12 protein-coding genes are annotated in these 20,349 nt (G+C 74.3%); 1 reads left to right on the top strand and 11 read right to left on the bottom strand.

Translation table 11 applies throughout. The features are described 5' to 3' along the window. Nucleotides 1–57 precede the first annotated feature (57 nt). The 8 genes from NBH00_RS13335 to NBH00_RS13300 form a co-directional block, all read right to left on the bottom strand. Entirely contained in the window at nt 58–1,581 is a 1,524-nt protein-coding gene (locus tag NBH00_RS13335; RefSeq protein ID WP_254569083.1) for a sugar ABC transporter ATP-binding protein, read from the bottom strand. Next, on the bottom strand, nt 1,578–2,633 hold the full coding sequence (locus NBH00_RS13330) for an ABC transporter permease (protein WP_254569082.1): 1,056 nt from the start codon (nt 2,631–2,633) through the stop codon (nt 1,578–1,580). Before NBH00_RS13330 ends, NBH00_RS13335 begins: the two co-directional genes overlap by 4 nt. Next, nucleotides 2,630–3,715: a sugar ABC transporter substrate-binding protein gene (locus tag NBH00_RS13325; RefSeq protein WP_254569081.1), complete on the bottom strand. Its 1,086-nt coding sequence runs from the start codon at nt 3,713–3,715 to the stop codon at nt 2,630–2,632. Before NBH00_RS13325 ends, NBH00_RS13330 begins: the two co-directional genes overlap by 4 nt. Nucleotides 3,716–4,095: 380 nt before the next feature. Next, entirely contained in the window at nt 4,096–5,364 is a 1,269-nt protein-coding gene (locus tag NBH00_RS13320) for a PucR family transcriptional regulator (RefSeq protein WP_254569080.1), read from the bottom strand. A gap of 10 nt (nt 5,365–5,374) precedes the next feature. Next, nucleotides 5,375–6,490 carry a phosphotransferase family protein gene (locus NBH00_RS13315; RefSeq protein WP_254569079.1) on the bottom strand — a complete coding sequence of 372 codons (1,116 nt, stop codon included), beginning with the start codon at nt 6,488–6,490 and terminating at the stop codon, nt 5,375–5,377. Continuing rightward, nucleotides 6,487–7,404 carry a DUF7064 domain-containing protein gene (locus NBH00_RS13310; protein ID WP_254569078.1) on the bottom strand — a complete coding sequence of 306 codons (918 nt, stop codon included), beginning with the start codon at nt 7,402–7,404 and terminating at the stop codon, nt 6,487–6,489. The genes NBH00_RS13315 and NBH00_RS13310 overlap by 4 nt, the downstream gene beginning before the upstream one ends. A gap of 6 nt (nt 7,405–7,410) precedes the next feature. Continuing rightward, a complete protein-coding gene (locus NBH00_RS13305; RefSeq protein WP_254569077.1) occupies nt 7,411–8,211 on the bottom strand; it encodes an enoyl-CoA hydratase/isomerase family protein in 801 nt (266 codons plus the stop codon). Then, nucleotides 8,201–10,027, bottom strand: coding sequence for an AMP-dependent synthetase/ligase (locus NBH00_RS13300; RefSeq protein WP_254569076.1), 1,827 nt, complete (start codon nt 10,025–10,027; stop codon nt 8,201–8,203). Before NBH00_RS13300 ends, NBH00_RS13305 begins: the two co-directional genes overlap by 11 nt. Before the next feature lie 130 nt (nt 10,028–10,157). On the opposite strand from NBH00_RS13300, the gene NBH00_RS13295 reads away from it, so the two are divergent. Beyond that, complete coding sequence (locus tag NBH00_RS13295; protein ID WP_254569075.1) at nt 10,158–11,963, top strand: helix-turn-helix domain-containing protein; 1,806 nt, start codon at nt 10,158–10,160, stop codon at nt 11,961–11,963. 149 nt (nt 11,964–12,112) lie between these two features. Here the strand turns inward: NBH00_RS13295 and NBH00_RS13290 are convergent, their stop codons facing one another. Genes NBH00_RS13290 through NBH00_RS13280 form a run of 3 tightly spaced genes read right to left on the bottom strand, consistent with a single transcriptional unit; the run spans nt 12,113 to nt 20,272 of the window. Further along, nucleotides 12,113–12,805, bottom strand: coding sequence for an NUDIX hydrolase (locus NBH00_RS13290; protein WP_254569074.1), 693 nt, complete (start codon nt 12,803–12,805; stop codon nt 12,113–12,115). A gap of 11 nt (nt 12,806–12,816) precedes the next feature. Further along, nucleotides 12,817–14,742, bottom strand: coding sequence for a SpoIIE family protein phosphatase (locus tag NBH00_RS13285; protein WP_254569073.1), 1,926 nt, complete (start codon nt 14,740–14,742; stop codon nt 12,817–12,819). Between the two features lies 1 nt (nt 14,743). After that, entirely contained in the window at nt 14,744–20,272 is a 5,529-nt protein-coding gene (locus NBH00_RS13280) for a hybrid sensor histidine kinase/response regulator (protein WP_254569072.1), read from the bottom strand. Between the last annotated feature and the right edge of the window lie 77 nt (nt 20,273–20,349).

The following is a 20,349-nucleotide window of genomic DNA, read 5'->3' as shown; positions in this document are numbered from 1 at the left end:
TGGGTGAGGCGGCGACCGACGGCCCCGCCGATGTGGTGTGAGTCGTACCGGAGTCGCTCATGCGATTGCACCGGCGATTGCCGCCTCGGTGACACGATCGCCCTCGAGCACGGCGGCGACGCGGCCGTCGCGGATGCAGACGACGCGGTCGCAGAGCGCGACGAGCTCGTCGGGCTCGCTGGAGGCGACGACGACGACGCGGTCGTGGGCGAGCTCGCGGACGGCGCCCCACAGCTCGGCGCGGGCGCGGACGTCGACGCCGACGGTCGGCTCGTCGAGGACGAGGATGCGGGCGTCGGCGGCGAGGAGGCGGGCGACGAGCGCGCGTTGCTGGTTGCCGCCGGAGAGGACGCTGATCGGGCGCTGCGCGTCGCCCTCGACCGACAGCACCGAGAGGGCGGCGGCGACGCCGCTCTCCTCCTTTGCGTTCCGGAGCAGCCCGAACCGCCCGAACCACGAGTCGAGCGCGCCGATCGAGACGTTCGACCGGATGCTCATCGTCGCGAAGGCGGCCTTCGTCCGGTCGCCCGGGAGGTAGCCGATCGACCGGCGCAGCGCGTCCGCCGGCGACCGGAGCGCGAGCGGCTCGCCGCCGAGGACGACCTCGCCGTCCGCCGGCGCCTGCGCGCCGACGAGGAACCCGACGAGCTCGGTCACCCCCGAGCCGAGCAGGCCGGTGATGCCCGTGACCTGGCCGCGGGGCGCGTGGAGGTCCACGCCGCGGGTGCGGGCCCCGCCCGCCCCGCGCAGCTCCAGGCCGCCGCCGGCCGCGGCGGCGGCGGCGGGGACGGCCTCTGCGGTCTCGGCGGCGGCGGGGATCGCGACCCCCCGGGGCACGCCGGTGAGCAGCTCGACGAGGCGGTCCTTGCTCAGCTCGTCGCGTTCGAGGGTCTCGACGACGCGGCCCTCGCGGACGCAGCTCACGCGGTCCGAGAGCTTCGCGACCTCGGAGAGATGGTGGGAGACGAAGACGATCGTCAGCTCGCCGCCGGCGAGCCGGCGGACGGCGCCGCCGACGAGCTCCGCCTCGTGGGTGGCGAGGCCGGCGGTCGGCTCGTCGAGGATGAGCAGGCGCGCCTTGCGGTGCACGGCACGGGCCATCATGAGCATGCGCTGGTGGGCGGCGGAGAGCGTCCCGGCGTTCGCCTCGGGGTCGATGTCGAGGTCGAGCACCGCGAGCGCGGCGGCGGCCTCGCGGCGGCACTGGGCGTCCCAGCGCAGCCCGCGCCGGGTGGGCTCCGCGCCGAGGTTGATGTTGTCGATGACCGACGCCGCGGGAACGATCGCGATCTCCTGCGGCATGAGGATGAGCCCGCGCTCGGAGGCGTCGACCGGCGTGCGCAGGTGGACCTCCTCCCCGTCGACGAGGACCTCGCCGCCGTCGCGCTGCACGACACCGGTGAGGACCTTCACGAGCGTCGACTTCCCGGCCCCGTTCGGGCCGATGAGGCCGTGGACCTCGCCGGGACGGAGGTCGAGGTCGGCGCCGGCGAGCGCCCGGACGCCGGCGTAGTGCTTCTCGACCGCGCGGCAGACGATCCACGGCGCCGTCGCGACGGCGCTCTCGGCGAGCGGGCTCATGACGTCGCCTGGCGGCCGCGGGAGGCGACGAGGACGGCGATGGCCAGGACGAGGCCCTGGATGAAGCTCGACGTCCAGGCGGGGGCGTTGGCCTGCGTCAGGCCGGTCTGCAGGGTCGTGATCCACAGGACGCCGAAGGCGGAGCCGAAGACGGTGAAGCCGCGCCAGCGGCCGACCGAGGCGCCGAGGAACGCCGCGGCGTAGGTGTTGAGCAGGAAGCCGGCCGACGAGTTCGGGTAGTACGAGGAGGCGCGCGAGGTGAGGATGATCGCGGCGACGCCGGCGAGGACCGCGACGATCGCGAAGGCGATGACGCGGATGCGGCGGACGCGGACGCCCGCGAGGTATGCGGCCGTCGGGTTGCCGCCGATCGCCTGCGCCTGCCGTCCGAAGCGCGTGCGGTGGAGCAGGACGGCGATCGCGCCCATGATGAGCAGCGCCGCCCACACCGGGCTCTTGAGCCCGAGGAGCGTCTTCGCCGAGAGGTCGGCGTAGTTCACCGGGATGTTCTGGAAGATCGTCTTGTTGCCGGTGATGGCGAGCTCGAGGCCGGTGACGGCCGAGCCGATCGCGAGCGTCACGATGAACGACGAGGCGCGGCCGACGGTGACGAGCAGGCCGACGATGACGCCGACCGCGAGCGAGGCGAGCAGCGAGACGAGGATCGCCGGGCCCACCGACCAGCCGTGCTGCGCGGTGAGGACGATGACGAGTCCGGCGGCGAGCCCGACCGTCGCGGTGTACGAGAGGTCGAACTCGCCGACCGCCAGGACGAGCGTGAGCCCGCAGACGAGGATGACCGGTACGGCGCACTGGTCGAGGATGTCCTTGACGGTGCCGCTGGTGGGGAACGTGTCCCCGGCGAGCAGGCAGAAGAGCAGGACCATGATCACGAACGAGCCGACGACGGCGGAGCGCTCCACGAGGGAGAGCCCGCGGGCCGCGCGGGACGGGCTTCCCCCGGCGCCCGGGCCGGCGGGGGCCGGAGCCCCCGCCGCCGAGCCCGCGGTCCCGGCGCGCTTCGCGCCGGCGACCTGCGGGACCGTGGTCATCGTGAGTACTCCGTCTGCCACTGCTTGACGGCTGCGGCGATCTGCGTGGCCGGGTCGAACACGAACCCGCTGGCCGGGACCGTGGCCTTGTCGACCATCTTGAACGTGTACTTCCCCGCGTCCGCCTTCGGGTCGATCGCGGTGCCGGACGCCTTCTTCGCGAGCAGCTGACCGATCGCGAGGAGCACCGACTGGTCGGAGTCCGCGGCGGCGATGACGACCGGGGCGCCCTGGCGGATGAGCGCCAGCGAGCTCGGGTTGTCGTAGCGGGCGGCGATCGTGACGCCGGTCCTGCCGGCCTGCTTCAGCGCGGGCACGACGATCGGCGGGGCGAAGTCGCAGCAGGTGAGCATGATCTTCGCCTTCGGGTGGCCCGCCGTGAGGTCGACGGCGGCCTTGGAGGTCTGCGGCACGAGGTCGGCGGGGTTGAGGTCCTTCGTCCCGACGAGCTTGAAGCCCGCCGCCTTCATGAGCGGGTCACCGGCGGTGATGAGCGCGTGCGCACCGCTGACGGCGGTGAGGTCCTGGTCGACGTACTCGGTGCCGGCCGGGAACTTCGTCTTCAGGTAGTCCGCGAGGACCTGGCCGAACCGGCCGTCCGGCGGCGCGTAGTTCGCCGCGTAGAGGTTCTTGCCGGGACCGGCGACCGTGATGCCCGCGGTGATGACCGGGATCCCGGCGGCCTTGGCCGCCTTCAGCTGCGGCAGGATCGCCGCCGGGTCGATCGCGAGCGTGACGATGCCGTCGACCTTCTCGTTGATGAACGTCGTCATCGCCTGGGCCCACGCGGCGGGGTCGCCCTTGCCGTCGATGACCTCCGACTTCCAGCCGACCTTCGAGAGGGCGTCCTTCGCGGTCTTGCCCCAGATCTGGATGCGCTCGGACTGTGCGTTGACCTGCAGCACGCCGACCTTCCCGGACGGGAGCTTCGTCGAGCCGGTGAAGCCGCCCGTGGCGGCCTTAGAGCCGGTCGTGGCCGCGGTGGCCGGTGCGGAGCCGGTGGAGCTGCCGTTGCTGCTCCCACAGGCTGAGACAGATCCCACCGCGACGACCGTCGCGATGCAGGCCATGTACTTCTTCATCGGGTCTCTCCTCCGTTGTGCCGGCCGCTGTCGCGACCGTCTCCCGGGTTGCGGCCCCGGTGCCGTGTGTGACGCGGGCCCGGCGGGCTCCTGGGGGAGCGCCCGTCCGCGACCAGTCGAGTGTCTGCGCCACGATGGGCCGGAGATACCGCCCTTGCTGCCAACGTTCGGGGTGCGGATGTGCCGTCCGGCGTAGGTTGCGGCCGGTTGCGGGGCGAGCGGCGGCGCGCCTGGTTGCGGCGGCTAGGAACCGTTGGCCGCGGCGGCCAAAGACCCAGTGGTGGTGCGGGATCACGGGCCCTGACGGCCCGCGACCGGCCGCGTGCGGTCTCGTCGGGGAATATCCCCCACGAGACCGCACGCGGCCGGTGGGGCGGGGGTCAGTCCCCGAAGAGGGTGCGGTGGATCCGGAGCGCCGCGTCCAGCTCGGCGGAGCGCTCGGTCACCGGGCGGCCGAGCAGCTGCTCGGCGCGGGCGATGCGGTACGTGACGGTCTTCTGATGGACGAACAGCTGCTCGGCGGTGCGGACCTTACTGCGACCGCAGGCGAGGAAGACGGCGAGGGTGTGACGGAGGCGGGCACTCGCCTCGTCCGGCGCGGTGAGGACCCCGAGTTGCGCGCGGCAGAGGCGCTCGGCCCGGGTCCGGTCGCTGCACAGCAGCGCCGCGAGGGCGATCGACTCGTGGGCGACGACGCCGGGCGCGGGCACGCGGGACATGCGGACGGTCTGCTCGGCTTCGGCCGCCTGCTCGTGCGTCGCGCGGAAGCCGTCGCGGTCGTGCCCCGGCTCGCCGAGCCCGACGACGACGCCGTCGAGCTTCACGCGGGCGATCGCCTCGCGCCCCTCGCTGGGCGGCGCGGAGGCCCAGCCGAGCCAGGCCCACACCGAGCCGTCGCCGGCCGGGCAGCAGAACGAGGACGGGCGCCCGGCGGCGGCGAGGATCGCGTCGAGCGCGGCACGGACGTCGGCGCCCACGGCGACGGGCCTGAGGACGAGGCCCAGATGGTGCCCGCGGAGCTCGTAGCCGAGCACCCCGCGGGCCGCCTCCAGGTCGACCGCGGTGTCGCCGAGCAGGACGTCGAGCACCTCGCGCCTGGACGCGGCCGACGTGGCGTTGCCGCTCGCCGCGAGGTCGGCGAACTCGCGGCGGTATTCCTCGACGAGCTCCTCGCAGCTGCGGTCGATGAACGTGAAGAAGTGCGCGGAGGACCGGCGCAGGACGGCGTGCTGCAGCTCCCGGTCGGCGATGTGCATCGCGACGTGGTCGGACCACACCTCCCAGAGGCGCTCGTGGCCGACGCGGTAGGCGTGCAGGAGCGTCGTCGCGTCGCCGCCCCCGGCGACCGCCTGACGCAGGAGCTTGCGGGTGCCGATCGGCGGTTCCATCCCGCTCGGCGGCACCGCGAAGGCGAGCGTCGCGAGCATGGCGCCGATGTTCTGGTCGGTGCTCTCGCGGGCGACGTCGTCCGCGCCCTCGGCCGCCGCGAGCTCCGGCAGGACCTCGAGGACCCGTGCGAGCACGACCTGCGAGACCGCGACCGAGTCCGGCAGGAGCTCGAGGGCGAGGCGCCGGGTCTCGGCGGCCGCGCGCGCGTCGGCGGCGAGGCCTGGGGTGTCGGGCGCGGCTCGTCGGGTGGCGCTGGTCAACACGACGACGCTATCCCCGGGCTCGGCCGGCGGTCAATCGTCCGTCGGCGGATGTCCCAGATGGTGCGACGGGCGGGCGGGCGGGGGCTCGTCCGGTCGCCCTCTGCGCGAGGTCGAGGAGGCACGCCACGAGGGCGGGGTTGCGGTAGTAGGCGTCCTCGCCGCGGCGGCGGCTGTACTCGTACATCGCGGCGAGCTTGTAGAGGTTCAGGACGGTGAACCAGCCGAGGCTCAAGACGTCGCGGCCGGTGGCGGCGGCGTAGCGGGCGGCGAGCTCGGCGCGGCTCGGGTAGCCGGGCTCGAGCGTCGCCCGGCCGAGCTCGGCGACCGCGTGCAGCGGCTCCCCGGGGACCGCGTAGGTGGCGAGGAGGTAGCCGACGTCCATGAGCGGGTCGCCGAGCGTCGCGAGCTCCCAGTCGAGGACCGCGAGGATCGTCGCGGGCTCGCCGCGGGCGACCATGACGTTGCCGATGCGGAAGTCGCCGTGGACGATGGTCGCGCCGGTCTCCTCCGGGACGCTCGCGTGCAGCCACGCCGAGACCGGGCGGAAGGCCGCGGGCAGCGTGCCGTCCGCGGGGTCGGCCACGAGCCGCTCGTACCGTTTCAGCAGGTGGGCGTTGGACCCGGCGGGCCGGCCGAAGCCCTCGAGCCCCGCCGCCTGCCAGTCGACGGCGTGCAGCGCCGCGAGCGTGTCGACGAGCTGCTCGGCGAGGCCGCGGCGGCCGCCGGCGGTCACGAGGCCGGGCGGCGTGCGCTCGGTGACGACCTCGCCGTCGACGTACTCCATGACGTAGGCGGGGACGTCGCCGAAGGCCTCCCCGGCGGCGGCGGTCGCGAGGATCCGCGCGACCGGGACGCCGGACCCCGCGAGCGCCTGCACGACGCGCGCCTCGCGGTGCATGTCGTGGCCGCCGGGCGGCAGCGGCGGCGGCGGCGGGCGCCGGACGACGACGCGCCGGCCGGCGGCGTCCTCGACGAGGTAGGTGAGGTTCGAGTGGCCGTCGCCGATCCGGCGGGCCGTCACCGGCCCGGCGCACAGGCCGGCGCCCGCGAGGTAGCCGCCGAGGCGCTCGAGGCCGGCCACCGGCTCCCCCGTCGCCGCCGCCGTCGCCGTCGCCTGACTCATCGCGCGGCCACCAGGCGGTCGACGTAGTCGCGCGCCCACTGCGCCTCGAACTGGCCCGCGCCGTCCTCGCCGTCGATGGTCACCCGGCAGGCCGCCTCCCACAGGACCGTGCCGCCGCCCACGGGGATCTCGACGACGCCGTAGCGCTCCATGACGAGCTCGGTCTGCTCGCCGTCCTCCGTCGTGATCGTCGCCTCAAGGGACCGCTGGGTGCCGTCGGCGTCGTAGCGGGCGTGGGTCTTCGCGTCGGCGATCCCCACCGGGACGCCGTCGCGCAGGACGTAGCCGTTCGTCCCGATCTCCCCCTGGACGATCCAGCGGAAGAGGTTCAGCGCCCGGCCGGACGGCGTGCTCGCGACGATCCACTTCCAGTGCTGCGGGGCGCGCCAGTTGCGCCGGCCCCAGGAGTGGTCGCGGTGGCCGAGGCGGTCGAGCTCGATCGTGCGGCCGGCGACCTCGACGCGGCCGGTCACGCGGCCGAGCTGCTCGTAGCGCTCGATCGCCATCCACGGCGGCGAGCCGTGCTCGTTGAGCCCGTAGTTGAAGGCCGGGTGCCGCGCCTCGAACGCATAGTCGAGGTTCACCGCGTCGGAGCGGTAGCGGAGCACCGCGGACTGCAGCGGCTCGGGCTGGCGGATCTGCAGCCCCGCGACGTCGACGTCGTCGATGTCGGCGCCTGACCCGAGCGGGACGTCGTACACCGCCTCGAACGCGAGCGGCTCGGCGCCCGGGCCCCAGACCGCGACCTGGCGGCCGGCGACGCCCTTGCCGTCGATCCACACGTAGACCTGGAGGCCGAGCTGCTCCTCGGGGAGGATGACGTTCCAGAAGTAGCTGTCACGCCCCTTCGCGCCTTCGGGGACCCGGTGGCGCAGGTCGTCGGCGGGCTGCAGGGCGGTCGTCGTCGTGCTCATGTCGGGTCAGGCTCCGGTGAATTGGGGGGCGCGCTTCGCCTTGAAGGCGTCGAGCGCCTCGGGCATGTCGGTGCCGCGGGTGGCCAGGGCCTGGCCGCGGTTCTCGAGCTCCATCGCCGCGCGCAGGGGCAGGCCGTCGAGGTTGGCGTGGAAGGCGCGCTTGGTGAGCTGCACGCCGAAGGGGGAGTTGGCGGCGATCGTCCGGGCGAGGGCGAGGCTCTCCTCGAGCAGCGCCTCGCCGGCGACGACGCGGCTGACGAGCCCGATGCGCTCGGCCTCCTCGGCGCCCACGAAGCGGCCGGTGTACATGATCTCCGCCGCGATGCCCGGGCTGACGAGACGCGGCAGCAGCCACGAGATGCCGAGGTCGCCCGCGCTCATCCCGATGCGGACCATCGCTGCGTTGAAGCGCGCCTCGGGCGTCGCGAGGCGGATGCAGGCCGCGAGCGCGAGGGCGAAGCCGCCGCCCGCGGCGGCACCGTTCACCGCGGCGATCAGCGGCTGCGGGATCCCCCGCAGCGCCTCCAGCGCGCGGGCGCCGTGCTCCTGCCGCGCGAGCATCCCGCGGGCCGAGAGCCGCGCGAGCTCGTCCGCCTCGTCGAGGTCGTAGCCGGCGCAGAACGCGCGGCCCGCCCCCGTGAGGACGACGGCGCGCAGGTCGGGGTCGTGGCGCAGGTCCAGGGCCAGCTGCTCGAGGTCGTCGAACATCCCGACGGTCATCGCGTTCAGCCGCTCCGGCCGGTCGACGGTGACGAGCAGGACGCCCGGCTCCGGCCGGGTCAGTGACAGCGTGCGCTCAGCGGACATGGCCGGCCTCCGCCCGCGGCGCGGCGTACAGGGCGGCGACCTGCGCGGCGTACCGGGCGACGACCTTCGCGCGGCGGAGCTTGTTCGTCAGCGTCAGCTCCTCGCCACCCGGCGCCCACTCCTCGTCGAGGACGGCCCAGCGCTTGATCTGCTCGACGCGTGAGAGGCGCGCGTTGCCGGCGTCGACGAGGCCCTGCAGGTGCTCGAGCACCCGCGGGTGCCGCGAGAGCTCGGCGAGCGACAGGTCCCCCAGCTTCTCGGCGTGGGCGAAGGACCGCGCGGCCGCGGCGTCGAGGACGAGCAGCGCGACGTTGTACGGCCGCGCGTCACCGAAGCAGACGCAGAAGGCGAGCAGCGGATCGCTGCCGCGGATCGCCTGCTCGATCGTGATCGGCGACATGTTCTTGCCGGCGCTGTTGATGATGAGCTCCTTCTTGCGGCCGATGATCGACACGTAGCCGTCGTCGTCGATCCGCGCGAGGTCGCCGGTGTGGAGCCAGCCGTCGGGGTCGATCGCCTCGGCCGTCCGCTCCGGCTCGCGGAAGTAGCCGGGCGTGACCGTCGGGCTCTTCATGAGCAGCTCGCCGTCCTCGGCGACCCGGAACTCGAAGCCGTCGAACGGCAGGCCGGCGCAGCCCAGCCGGATGCGGTCCGGGTGGCAGGTGGAGCCGATCATCGACTCCGACATGCCCCAGAGCTCGTTGACCTTGAGGCCGACCGCGTGGAAGCGCTCGGCGAGCTCGCGGGCCACCGGCGCACCGGCCGCGCCGAGCCACTCCGCGTGGTCGAGGCCCGTCCCGGCCCGCAGCTCCTCCTGGCCCGCGGCGTGCTCGGGCGAGGTCGCCGGCACGGGCTCGCCCGCCTGCTCGGCGCGGACCCGGACGATGCCCGCCTCCCACGCCGCCCGCAGGGCCGCGGCACGCTCGGGCTCGGCCTGGGCGATGAGCTCGTGCATCGCGACCTCGACCTTCTCGAACATCCGCGGGACGCCGAAGAAGCGGGTCGGCCGGATCGCCTTCAGGGCCGGGACGAGCTGGCCCATGTCCGGCAGGGGCGTGATCTCGTAGCCGAAGACGAAGCCCGCGTAGTGCCCGAGCAGCCGCTCGGCGATGTGGGCCATCGGCAGGTAGGAGACGTTGCGCCCGAGGGGTGAGACCGGCAGCCGCGCGTTGATCGTCTGGAGCGCGAACATCGCCCCGCCGTGGACGTACTGCACGCCCTTCGGCCGGCCCGTCGTCCCGCTCGTGTAGACGAGCGTCAGCAGGTCGTCCGCGCGGACCGCGTCCGCGGCGGCGGCGACGTCGAACCCGGGCGGGCACGAGGCCTCGAGCTGCGCGAGCGTCGTCTCCCCCTCGCGGCCCTCGGTGTCGACGAGCACGAGCCGGATCCCAGGCCGCAGCGCGACGACCTCACGGGCGCGCTCGGCGAACGCGGCCTCCGCGACGAGGACGGTCGGCTCGGCGTTGTCGATGTACTCGAGCAGCTGCGGGACCGGCGCGGTGTTGTAGAGCGAGAACGGCGCCGCGCCGAGCACGAGCGCGCCGGCGTCGACGACATGGAAGGTGAACGTGTTGCCGAGCAGCAGGGCGACGCGGTCGCCGCGCGCGACGCCGAGCTGCTGCAGGCCGCCGGCGACGGCGCGGGCGTGGGCGAGCCACTGCGCGTAGGTCAGCGTCTCGCCGCTGCCCCACTCCCGCAGCGCGACGCGCTCCGAGGCGGCCGTCGCGGTGCGGACGAACGCCGCCGCGAGCGTCGGCTGGGCCAGCGCCTCGGCGAGCTGCTCGTGAGGACCGATCGCGGTGACGGTGTCGCTCATGGATCCGATGCAACCACCGCCGGACGGGGCCGCGCCGGAGCACCCCCCGACCGGGGTGGAGGTTTCTCCATCGGCGGTCCGGAAGGTGCGACCATCGGGAGGTCCCGTCCCTGTCCCGATCGGCCCCGTGATGGCGAAGTCCGCGCCCCCCGCAGCACGCCCCGCCCCGGACGACGGCATCCGCGAGGCCGCGTCCCGGCTGGCCGTCGACGTCTGCCGGGTGCTCGACATCGCGCGCTGCAGCGTGTGGCTCCGCGAGCCCGGCGAGGAGCGCTTCCGCGGCGTCGCCGCCCACCCCGCCGCCGAGCTCGAGCGGGACGTGCGCCGCCTGCGCATCGGCGGCGAGCACGACGCCATCACCCGGGACATCGTCGCGGGCGCCGCACCGGTCTTCATCCGCGACACCGCCGCCGACCCGCGCACGTCGCTCATGGCGATCCGGCACTGGCACGTGCGGACGCTGCTCGGGCTGCCGCTGAGCCACGACGGCGAGGTCATCGGGGTCGCGATGGTCGACAACGGCCAGCGCGCCTACCCCTACCGGCCCGAGCAGATGGCGGCCGCCGCGGCGCTCGCCGACGCCGCCGGCGCAGCGATCGGCCGGGCCCGCGAGGCCCGCCAGCTCCGCGCCCAGATGGAGACCGTCGCGCGGCAGAACCGGCTGCTGCGTGACGCGAGCACGGCCGACCAGCGCCTCGCGCAGATCGTGCTCACCGGTGGCGGGCTCGGCGCGATCGCCGGCGCCGTCGCCGAGCTCACCGGCAAACCCGTCGCGCTCTACGACACCGCGCTCCACGTCGTCGCGGCGGCACCGGCGCCGAGGGACGCCGCGGCCGTCGCCGTCCACCTGCTCGACGACCCCGCGGTGCGGGCGGCCGTGCTCCCCGAGCTCGCCGCCCTCAAGCCGGGCGCCTGCCAGCCGGTCGGCCCGCTCCTGTCGGTGGGCATGCGCCTGCGTCACCTCGTCGCGCCGGTCGACCTCGTCTCGGGCCGCTGGGGCCACCTCGTCGTCATGGAGCACCGCTCGCGGCTCACGTCGCTCGACGAGTACACGACGCGGCGCGCGGCGGCCCACGTCGCCCTGGAGCTCGCCGCCGAGGAGCGTGCGACCGTCGGCGCCCGCGACGCCCGCAGCGCGCTCGCCGAGCAGCTCGTCGGGGGTGTCGAGGACGCCCGCGCGCTGCGCCGCAGCGCGGACTACCTCGGCGTCGCGCTCGACGTCGAGCGGGTCGCCGTCGTCGTGCTCTCCGCGCGGGCCCCCGGCGCCGGGGCCGGCCCCGGCGGTGACGTGCCCGATCTCGACGCCCGCGCCCACGGGATCGCCACCGCCGTGGCCGCCGCGACCGGGCGCGAGGTCCTCGACACGGGGAGCGCCGAGGGCGTCGTGCTGCTCGTCGAGACGACCCCGGGCCTCCCCGGGCCGACCGCCGCCGCGGATGTCCGGGCCGCGGTCGTCGCCGCGCTCGGCGGGGAGGTCGCCGACGAGGCGACCCGGGCGGTGGGCATCTCCACCCGCTTCGCCCGGGCCACCGATGCCGCCGGCGCCTTCCGCGAGGCGCGTGAGGTGGCCGGCTGCGCGGCACGCCTCGCCACGGGCGCGGCCGCCCACCCCGTCCTCACCGCGGACGAGCTCGGTCCGGGCCGCCTGTTCCTCACCCAGGCCGACCCGGTCGCCCTCGCGCGGTTCGTCGCCGCGACGCTGGGCCCGCTCCTCACGGCCGGCGACGGCATGCCCGCGCTGCTGCACACGCTCGAGGTCTTCTTCGCGACGACCCGCAGCGTGCGTCGGTCCGCCCAGGCGCTCGGCGTCCACGAGAACACGGTCCGTCAGCGCCTGGAGCGCATCGCGCGCCTCACCGGGCTCGACGTCGCGGGCGACGCGACCGACCAGCTCAGCGTGCAGATCGCCCTGCTCATCCGCCGCGTGACCGGCTGACGCCGCCGGACGCCGCGTCACGGTGAGGTGAATCATCTCCCGTCCCGCGCCACCGGACGCTGCGCCTGCGGGTCCACGTCCCGGCGCTCAGGGGGTAGGCGTAGGGCACGGCGTCGCCCGGGGCATCGGCGCGCGGCACCGACCGCCGCTCACGGCGGCGGTCGCTCGTAGCGCCAGCCGTCCGCGAGCATGCTGAGCCGGTGGCGCGGGCCGGGCACGTCGTGCGCCGCGCCGTCGTAGGCGGCGTCGCCCGCGTAGAGCGACAGGACGCCCCCGGCGACCGGGCGCATCCGCGGGACGTAGACCTCGGGCTCGCGACCCCCCAGGTGCGCGAGCAGCTCCGCCGCCGACGCGAACTCCCGCAGGAGCCAGAGCGTCACGAACGTCGGCGGCGGCAGCTCGATCTCGCCCCGCTCGCGGGCGGCGAGGGCGTCGGCGGCCCCGGTCCAGCGGTGCCCGCTCGTCTCCACGCCGTCGACGACGACGTCGAGCGGGCCGGCGGGCGCCGCGGCGAAGAACCACGTCGCGAACCGCCGCACGGGCCCCGGCGGCGTCGTCCAGTGCGAGAGCGTCACGAGCTCGTCGGTCGTGATGGTGAGTCCGGCCTCCTCGCGGGTCTCGCGGACCGCGGCACGGCGCGCCGCGGCGAGGTCGGCGCGGGGCGCCGCGTCACCGCCCGGCACCGCGTCCGCCGGGTCGACCCGCCCGCCGGGGAAGACCCACGCGCCGCCGTGGAAGGCGAGCCCGCCTCCGCGGCGGACGAGCAGCGCCTCGGGCCCTGCCGGCGTGTCGCGGAGCAGCAGCACGGTCGCCGCCCGGTCGACCGGCACGTCGTCGGTCACGCCCGCGGTGCTCAACGCACCCCGTCCGCCGCTCGCACCCGGCGCCGCAGCACGACGAGTCCGCCCCGCTCGGTGCCGAGGTCGAGGTCGAGGGTGTCGGTGTGGGCCCGCATGAGCTCGATGCCGCGGCCGCGGTCCGGATCGCCGGGCGGCGTGCCGCGGCCGCCCGCGTCCCGGACGGTGATGACGACCTCGCCGTCCTCGAGGCGGAAGCTCACCGACACCGGCCGCTCGGCGAAGCCGTGCCCGTGCTCGATCGCGTTCTGCCACGCCTCGTTCGCCGCGAGCACGAGCCCGGCGCTCTCCTCGGCGTCGACGGCGTGCTCGCCGAGCCAGCGGCGCAGCAGCCGCCGGGCCGCGGCGATGCCGCTCGGCTCCGGCAGCAGCGTGAGCGCCACCTCGTCGCCGAGGGTGCGGTCCGCCCGGGCGCAGAGGACGGTGACGTCGTCGCCGGCCGCCGGCCCGCAGCTCGCGAGGACCCGGCGGCAGAGCGCCTCGATGTCCCCCGTCCCCGGCGTCAGGGCGCTGAGCAGCCGCGCGAGGCCCTCGTCGGTGCCCTCGCTGCGGTGCTCGACGAGACCGTCGGTGTAGAGGACGAGGACCGCTCCGGGCGGGAACGGCCGCACCTGCTCGACGCAGTTGCTCACCTCCGTGACGCCGAGGGCGGGGCAGCCGCCCTCGACGAGGGTCGGCGAGCTGTCCGGCAGCGCGATCGCCGGCGGCGGATGGCCGGCGTTCACGATCCGCACGCGGCCGACGTCCGGCTCGACGACGGCGTACACGAGCGTCGTGAGGTCGTCCGGCGCGAGGCCTTGGTGGTAGGCGTTGAGGCGCGCGACGACCTCGACGGGCGGATGGCCCTCCAGCGCGTAGGCGCGGGCGACCGACCGCAGCTGGCCCATGCGGGCGGCGGCGTCGACCCCGCGGCCCGACACGTCCCCGACGATGAGGCCGACGCGGCCGCCGGGCAGCGGGAAGGCGTCGAACCAGTCGCCGCCGACCTGGGTGCCCTCGCCACCGGCCTCGAAGTGCGAGGAGAGGGTCAGCCCGGCCGTCGGCGGCAGGCGGCTCGGGAGCAGGCCGCGCTGGAGCGTCGAGGCGATGTCGTGCTCGCGCTCGTACAGCGCCTCGGCCTTCGCGCGGGCGGCCTGCTCGGTGAGCAGCGCGAGCCGCGCCTCCTCCACCGCGACGCGGCTGCGCAGGTCCCACAGCTCGACGAGCAGGTGCGGGTCGTCCTGGACGGCGAGCGAGGCGACGAGCCGCACCGGCAGGCCGGGACGCAGCTCGAGCTCGGTCTCGTAGCGGGCGCCGGGACGCCGGGACAGGCCGAGCAGCGCGCGGACGACCGCGTGGCCCGCGCCGAGGCCCAGCACGCCGCCGAGCGACCCTCCGGCGATCGGTCCCGGCCCGTGCCCGAGCAGGTCGGCGACCGCCGGGTTCGCGTGGACGACGGTCCCGTCCGCCCTCGCGATGATGAGCCCGTTCGGCGAGGACCGCATCGCGCCCAGCAGCAGCGACTCGCTCCGCTGACGCGCCCGCCGCTCGAGCTCGAGCTCCGCGAAGACCGCGACCTTCGACCGCAGCACGAGCGGGTCGTACGGCTTCAGCACGTAGTCGACCGCGCCGACCTCGTACCCGCGCATGACGTGCGAGAGGTCGGTCGAGACGGCGCTGAGGAAGATGATCGGCGTGAGCCGCGACCGCGGGCGGCGGCGGATGTACGACGCCGTCTCGAAGCCGTCCATCCCCGGCATCTGCACGTCGAGGAGGACAACCGCGAAGTCCTGCTCCAGGAGCGAGCGCAGCGCATCCTCCCCGCTCCCCGCCCGCACGAGCTGCAGGTCGAGCGGGCGCAGGACCGCCTCGAGCGTGATGAGGTTCTCCGGCCGGTCGTCGACCAGCAGGACGCTCGGGCGGTCGTCGGGCTCGGACGTCACGTCACGCCTGCAGCCACACGCGCATCAGGGACAGGAGCTGGTCCATGTCGACCGGCTTGGTGATGTAGTCCGACGCGCCGGCGTCGATGCACTTGTCACGGTCGCCCTTCATCGCCTTCGCCGTCAGCGAGATGATCGGCAGCGTCTCGAACCGGCGCTGCGTGCGGATCGCCCGTGCCGTCTCGTAGCCGTCCATCTCCGGCATCATCACGTCGAGGAGGACGAGGTCGATGTCCGGCTGGGCGGCGAGCCGCTTGAGGCCCTCACGGCCGTTCTCGGCGTAGAGGACCTTCATCCCGCGCAGCTCGAGCGCGCTCGTGAGGGCGAAGACGTTCCGGACGTCGTCGTCGACGATGAGGATGCGCTTCCCGTGGAAGATCGAGTCCGCGGCCCGGAGCTGGGCGAGGAGCTTGCGCGTCGGGGCGGGCAGCCGCGCCTCCATGCGGTGCAGGTGCAGCGCCGTCTCGTCGACGAGCCGCTCCGGGGAGGTGACGACCTTCGCGTTCACCTGGCCGCAGAGCGCCTCCAGGCGCACGCGGTCCTCGCGGTCGACGGCCTCGGGGGCGAAGACGATGAACGGCAGCTCGCGCAGCCGGTCGTCGCGCTGGGCCTCCTCGAGCAGCGCGACAGCGCCGTCGACCGCGCCCTGGGCGGGGACGACGACGCAGTCCGCGCCGCCGGCGGCGAGCGTGCCGAGCGCGTCGGCCGGGTCGAGCGCGGTGAGCGCGATGTCGTCCCCGGCGCCGAGCAGCGTCATCGTCGCCGGGTCCAGGTCACCGCCGGAGCCGACGAGCGCGAGGCGCCGGACGTCCCGCGTCGCGCGCTCGGCGAGGGCGAGGTCGACGCGCTCCACGGCCTGCCCGGTCGGCAGGTCCGCGTAGGCGCCGGCGGCCCCGGCCCGGAGCGCGGCGAGGCGGCCGCCGTCCGGGCCGACGACGAACACCGGCCGGTGCCGCGTCTCCGGGTCCTGCTTGAGCTGCGCTAGGAGCACCTCACCGCGCCCGTCCCCGGAGAAGATGAGGACCGCGTCGGGGCGGTGCTCACGGGCGAGCGCGAGCCCCATCGGCGCGCGGCGGGCGACGAGGACCTTGAAGCCGCGCTCGCGGGCGACGGCGAGGGCCTCGCGCGCGCGCTCGGCGTCGTGGGCGATGACGAGCAGGACGCGGTCACCGACCTCGAGCGTGCCGCGGTCGTCCTCCAGCCCGGCGAAGGCGGGCACCGGGGCCTCGTCGGGCTCGGCGTGGTCGTGGACGGGCCCGCGGGCCGGCGCCGTGGCGCCGTTCCCGTTGCCGTGCGCGGTGGGCGTGACGTGCTCGCGCATGCCGGGGTCGTGCCGGTCGCCGGCCGGCGAGGCGGGCGGGGCGGCGGCCCCCGGAGCGGGCGGGAGCCCGGCCGGGACCTCGGCGAGCCGCGGGCTCGTGGGCAGGACGAGGGTGAACGCGCTGCCCTCGCCGAGGCGGCTGACGACGCGCAGCTCGCCGCCGAGGAGGTGGGCGATCTCGCGGCTGATCGAGAGGCCGAGCCCGGTGCCGCCGTAGCGCCGCGACGTCGTGCCGTCCGCCTGCTGGAAGGCCTCGAAGATGAGGCCGAGCTTCTCCTCCGCGATGCCGACGCCGGTGTCCTGCACGGTGAACTCGACGGTCCCCCGCTCGGCCGGCTCGATCCGCAGCCGGACCGACCCGCGCTCGGTGAACTTGAACGCGTTCGAGAGGAGGTTGCGCAGGACCTGCTGCAGCCGCTGCTCGTCGGTGACGAGCGCGAACGGCAGGCCGGCGGCGCGGTCGATCGCGAAGGCGAGGCGGTTCTGCTCGGCGACGGGCCGGAAGGACCGCTCGAGGTCGTCGCACAGGTCGCTCACGGCGACCGGCCCGGCGTTGAGGTCCATCTTCCCGGCCTCGACCTTGGAGAGGTCGAGGATGTCGTTGATGAGCGCGAGCAGGTCGTTGCCCGCCCCGTGGATCGTGCGGGCGAACTCGACCTGGCTGTCGGTGAGGTTGTTCTCCTCGTTGTCCGACAGCATCCGCGAGAGGATGAGCAGGCTGTTGAGCGGCGTGCGCAGCTCGTGGCTCATGTTCGCGAGGAACTCGGACTTGTACTTCGAGGAGAGCGCGAGCTGGGCGGCCTTCTCCTCCAGGCCGGCGCGCGCGAGCTCGATCTCCGCGTTCTTGATCTCGATGTCCCGGTTCTGCTGCTGGAGCACGAGCGTCTTGTCCTGCAGCTCGTCGTTCGTCTGGCGCAGCTCCTCGGACTGCTTCTGCAGCTCCTGGGTGAGCGCCTGCGACTGGGCGAGCAGCTCCTCGGTGCGCATGTTCGCCTGGAGCGTGTTCAGGACGACGCCGATCGTCTCCGTGAGCTGGTCGAGGAAGGCGCGGTTGACCTCGGTGAACGGGCGCAGCGAGGCGAGCTCGATGACGCCGAGCACCTGCTCCTCGAAGGTGATCGGCATGACGACGATCTGCGCCGGGGCGGCGTGGCCGAGCGCCGAGCGGACGGTGACGTAGCCGTCGGGGACGTCGGTGATCGAGACCGCGCGGGCCTCCTGCGCGACCTGTCCGACGAGGCCCTCCCCGAGGCGGAAGCGCATCGCCGCGCCGCGCCCGGGGACGTAGCCGTAGGAGGCGATGAGGTCGAGCGTCACCGCGTCCGCCTCGGCGCCCGGCGTCGCGAGGAAGAACGCGCCGTGCTGCGCGCTGACGACCGGCGTGACCTCGCTCATGATGAGCTGGGTGACGGCCTCCAGGTCGCGCTGGCCCTGGAGCATGCCGGAGATCCGGGCGAGGTTCGTCTTGAGCCAGTCCTGCTCCGCGTTGACCTTCGTGGTCTCGCGGAGGTTCTCGATCATCTGGTTGATGTTGTCCTTCAGGCCCGCGACCTCGCCCTGGGCCTCGACGGCGATCGTGCGGGTGAGGTCGCCCTGGGTCACGGCCGTGGAGACCTCGCCGATGGCGCGCACCTGCGTCGTGAGGTTGCCCGCGAGCTGGTTGACGTTCTCGGTGAGGTCGCGCCAGGTGCCGGCGACGCCCTCGACGCGCGCCTGGCCGCCGAGCTTGCCCTCGGTGCCGACCTCGCGCGCGACGCGGGTGACCTCGTCGGCGAACGAGGAGAGCTGGTCGACCATCGTGTTCAGCGTCTGTTTGAGCTCGAGGATCTCGCCCTCGGCCTCGACGGTGATCTTCTGCGAGAGGTCGCCGCCGGCGACGGCGGTCGCGACGTGCGCGATGTTGCGCACCTGGCTCGTGAGGTTCGTCGCCATCGAGTTGACGTTGTTCGTCAGGTCGCGCCAGGTGCCCGAGACGTTCTCGACCTTCGCCTGCCCGCCGAGTTTGCCCTCGGTGCCGACCTCGCGCGCGACGCGGGTGACCTCGTCGGCGAACGAGGAGAGCTGGTCGACCATCGTGTTGATCGTGTCCGCGAGCGCGGCGACCTCGCCCTTCGCCTCCACGGTGATCTTCTTCGAGAGGTCGCCGTTGGCGACCGCGGTCGTGACGGTCGCGATGCCGCGCACCTGGTCGGTGAGGTTCGTGGCCATGAGGTTCACGTTCTCGGTCAGGCCCTTCCACGTGCCCGAGACGCCGGCGACCTCGGCCTGGCCCCCGAGCTTGCCCTCGGTGCCGACCTCGCGCGCCACGCGCGTCACCTCGGCCGCGAAGGCGCGCAGCTGCTCGACCATCGTGTTGATCGTGTCCTTCAGCTCGAGGATCTCGCCGCGCGCGTCGACGGTGATCTTCTTCGAGAGGTCGCCGCCGGCGACGGCGGTCGTCACCGCGGCGATGTTGCGCACCTGGTCGGTGAGGTTGCGCGCCATGAAGTTCACGTTCTCGGTGAGGTCGCGCCAGGTGCCGGAGACGCCGGCCACCTCGGCCTGGCCGCCGAGGGCGCCCTCGGTGCCGACCTCGCGGGCGACGCGGGTCACCTCGTCGGCGAAGGCCGAGAGCTGCTCGACCATCGTGTTGATCGTGTCCTTCAGCTGGAGGACCTCGCCCTTGGCGTCGACGGTGATCTTCTGCGAGAGGTCGCCCTTCGCGACGGCCGTCGTCACCTGGGCGATGTTGCGCACCTGGTCGGTGAGGTTCGTCGCCATCGAGTTGACGTTGTCGGTCAGGTCCTTCCAGGTGCCGGCGACGCCCGGCACGAAGGCCTGGCCGCCGAGGCGCCCCTCGGTGCCGACCTCGCGCGCCACGCGCGTCACCTCGTCCGCGAACGCCCGCAGCTGCTCGACCATCGTGTTGATCGTGTCCTTCAGCTGGAGGACCTCGCCCTTGGCGTCGACGGTGATCTTCTGCGAGAGGTCGCCCTCTGCCACGGCGGTCGTCACCTGCGCGATGTTGCGGACCTGGTCGGTGAGGTTCGCCGCCATCGAGTTGACCGAGTCCGTGAGGTCCTTCCACGTGCCGGCGACGCCCGGCACCTCGGCCTGACCGCCGAGCTTCCCGTCCGTGCCGACCTCGCGCGCCACGCCGGTGACCTGCTCGGCGAAGACGCTCAGCGTGTCGGTCATCGAGTTGATCGTGTCGGCGAGCGCGCCGACCTCGCCCGTGGCCTCGACCGTGATCTTCTGGCCGAGGTCGCCCTTGGCCACCGCGGTGGCGACCTGCGCGATGCCGCGCACCTGGTCGGTGAGGTTCGAGGCCATGAAATTCACGTTGTCCGTGAGGTCCTTCCACGTCCCCGCGACGCCCGGCACCTCGGCCTGGCCGCCGAGCTTGCCCTCGGTGCCGACCTCGCGCGCCACGCGCGTGACCTCGTCCGCGAACGAGCCGAGCTGGTCGACCATCGTGTTGATCGTGCTCTTCAGCTCGAGCACCTCGCCGCGCGCGTCGACGGTGATCTTCTTCGAGAGGTCGCCGCCCGCGACCGCCGTCGTCACCGTGGCGATCTCGCGCACCTGGTCGGTGAGGTTCGAGGCCATGAAGTTCACGTTCTCGGTGAGGTCCTTCCACGTCCCCGCGACGCCCGGCACCTCGGCCTGGCCGCCGAGCTTGCCCTCGGTGCCGACCTCGCGCGCCACGCGGCTGACCTCGTCCGCGAACGAGCCGAGCTGGTCGACCATCGTGTTCACGGTCGTGCCGATGCGGGCGAACTCGCCCTTGACGGGCTGACCGTCGATCGTCAGCTCCATCTTCTGCGTCAGGTCGCCCTCGGCGACCGCCACGATGACACGGGCGACCTCAGTCGTGGGCCGCACGAGATCGTCCACCAGGCCGTTGACCGACGAGAGCGCGGTCTCCCAGCCGGCGCCGGCGGGCCCGACGTTCGCCCGCTCGGTCATGCGGCCCTCGCGGCCGACGACGCGGCCGAGCCGCACGAGCTCGGCGGTGAGCTGGGCGTTGCGCTCGACGAGGTCGTTGTACGCGCCCTCGATCTCCCCGACGATGCCCTTGCGCCGCGCGGGCAGGCGGGTCGAGAAGTCCCCGTCGGCGGCAGCGCGCAGGGCGCTGCGGAGGCGCACGAGCACCTCCTCGTCACCCGCGCGAGAGCTCGCGCGCGGCGTCCTCGTCGTGGTGGGCGTGCCCCCAGCACTGTTCTTCATCGCGTTCCCCCGGGTCTGTCGGCCGGAGGGCTGATACCCGCCGTGGGAACGATCCAACCACACCACCCCCGGCGGGT

Origin of the sequence: Paraconexibacter antarcticus, assembly GCF_024220175.1 — a bacterium.
In the GTDB taxonomy this organism is placed as follows: domain Bacteria; phylum Actinomycetota; class Thermoleophilia; order Solirubrobacterales; family Solirubrobacteraceae; genus Paraconexibacter; species Paraconexibacter antarcticus.
The sequence above is the reverse complement of the archived record's forward strand: the minus strand, read 5'-3'. Positions and strand labels throughout refer to the sequence as shown.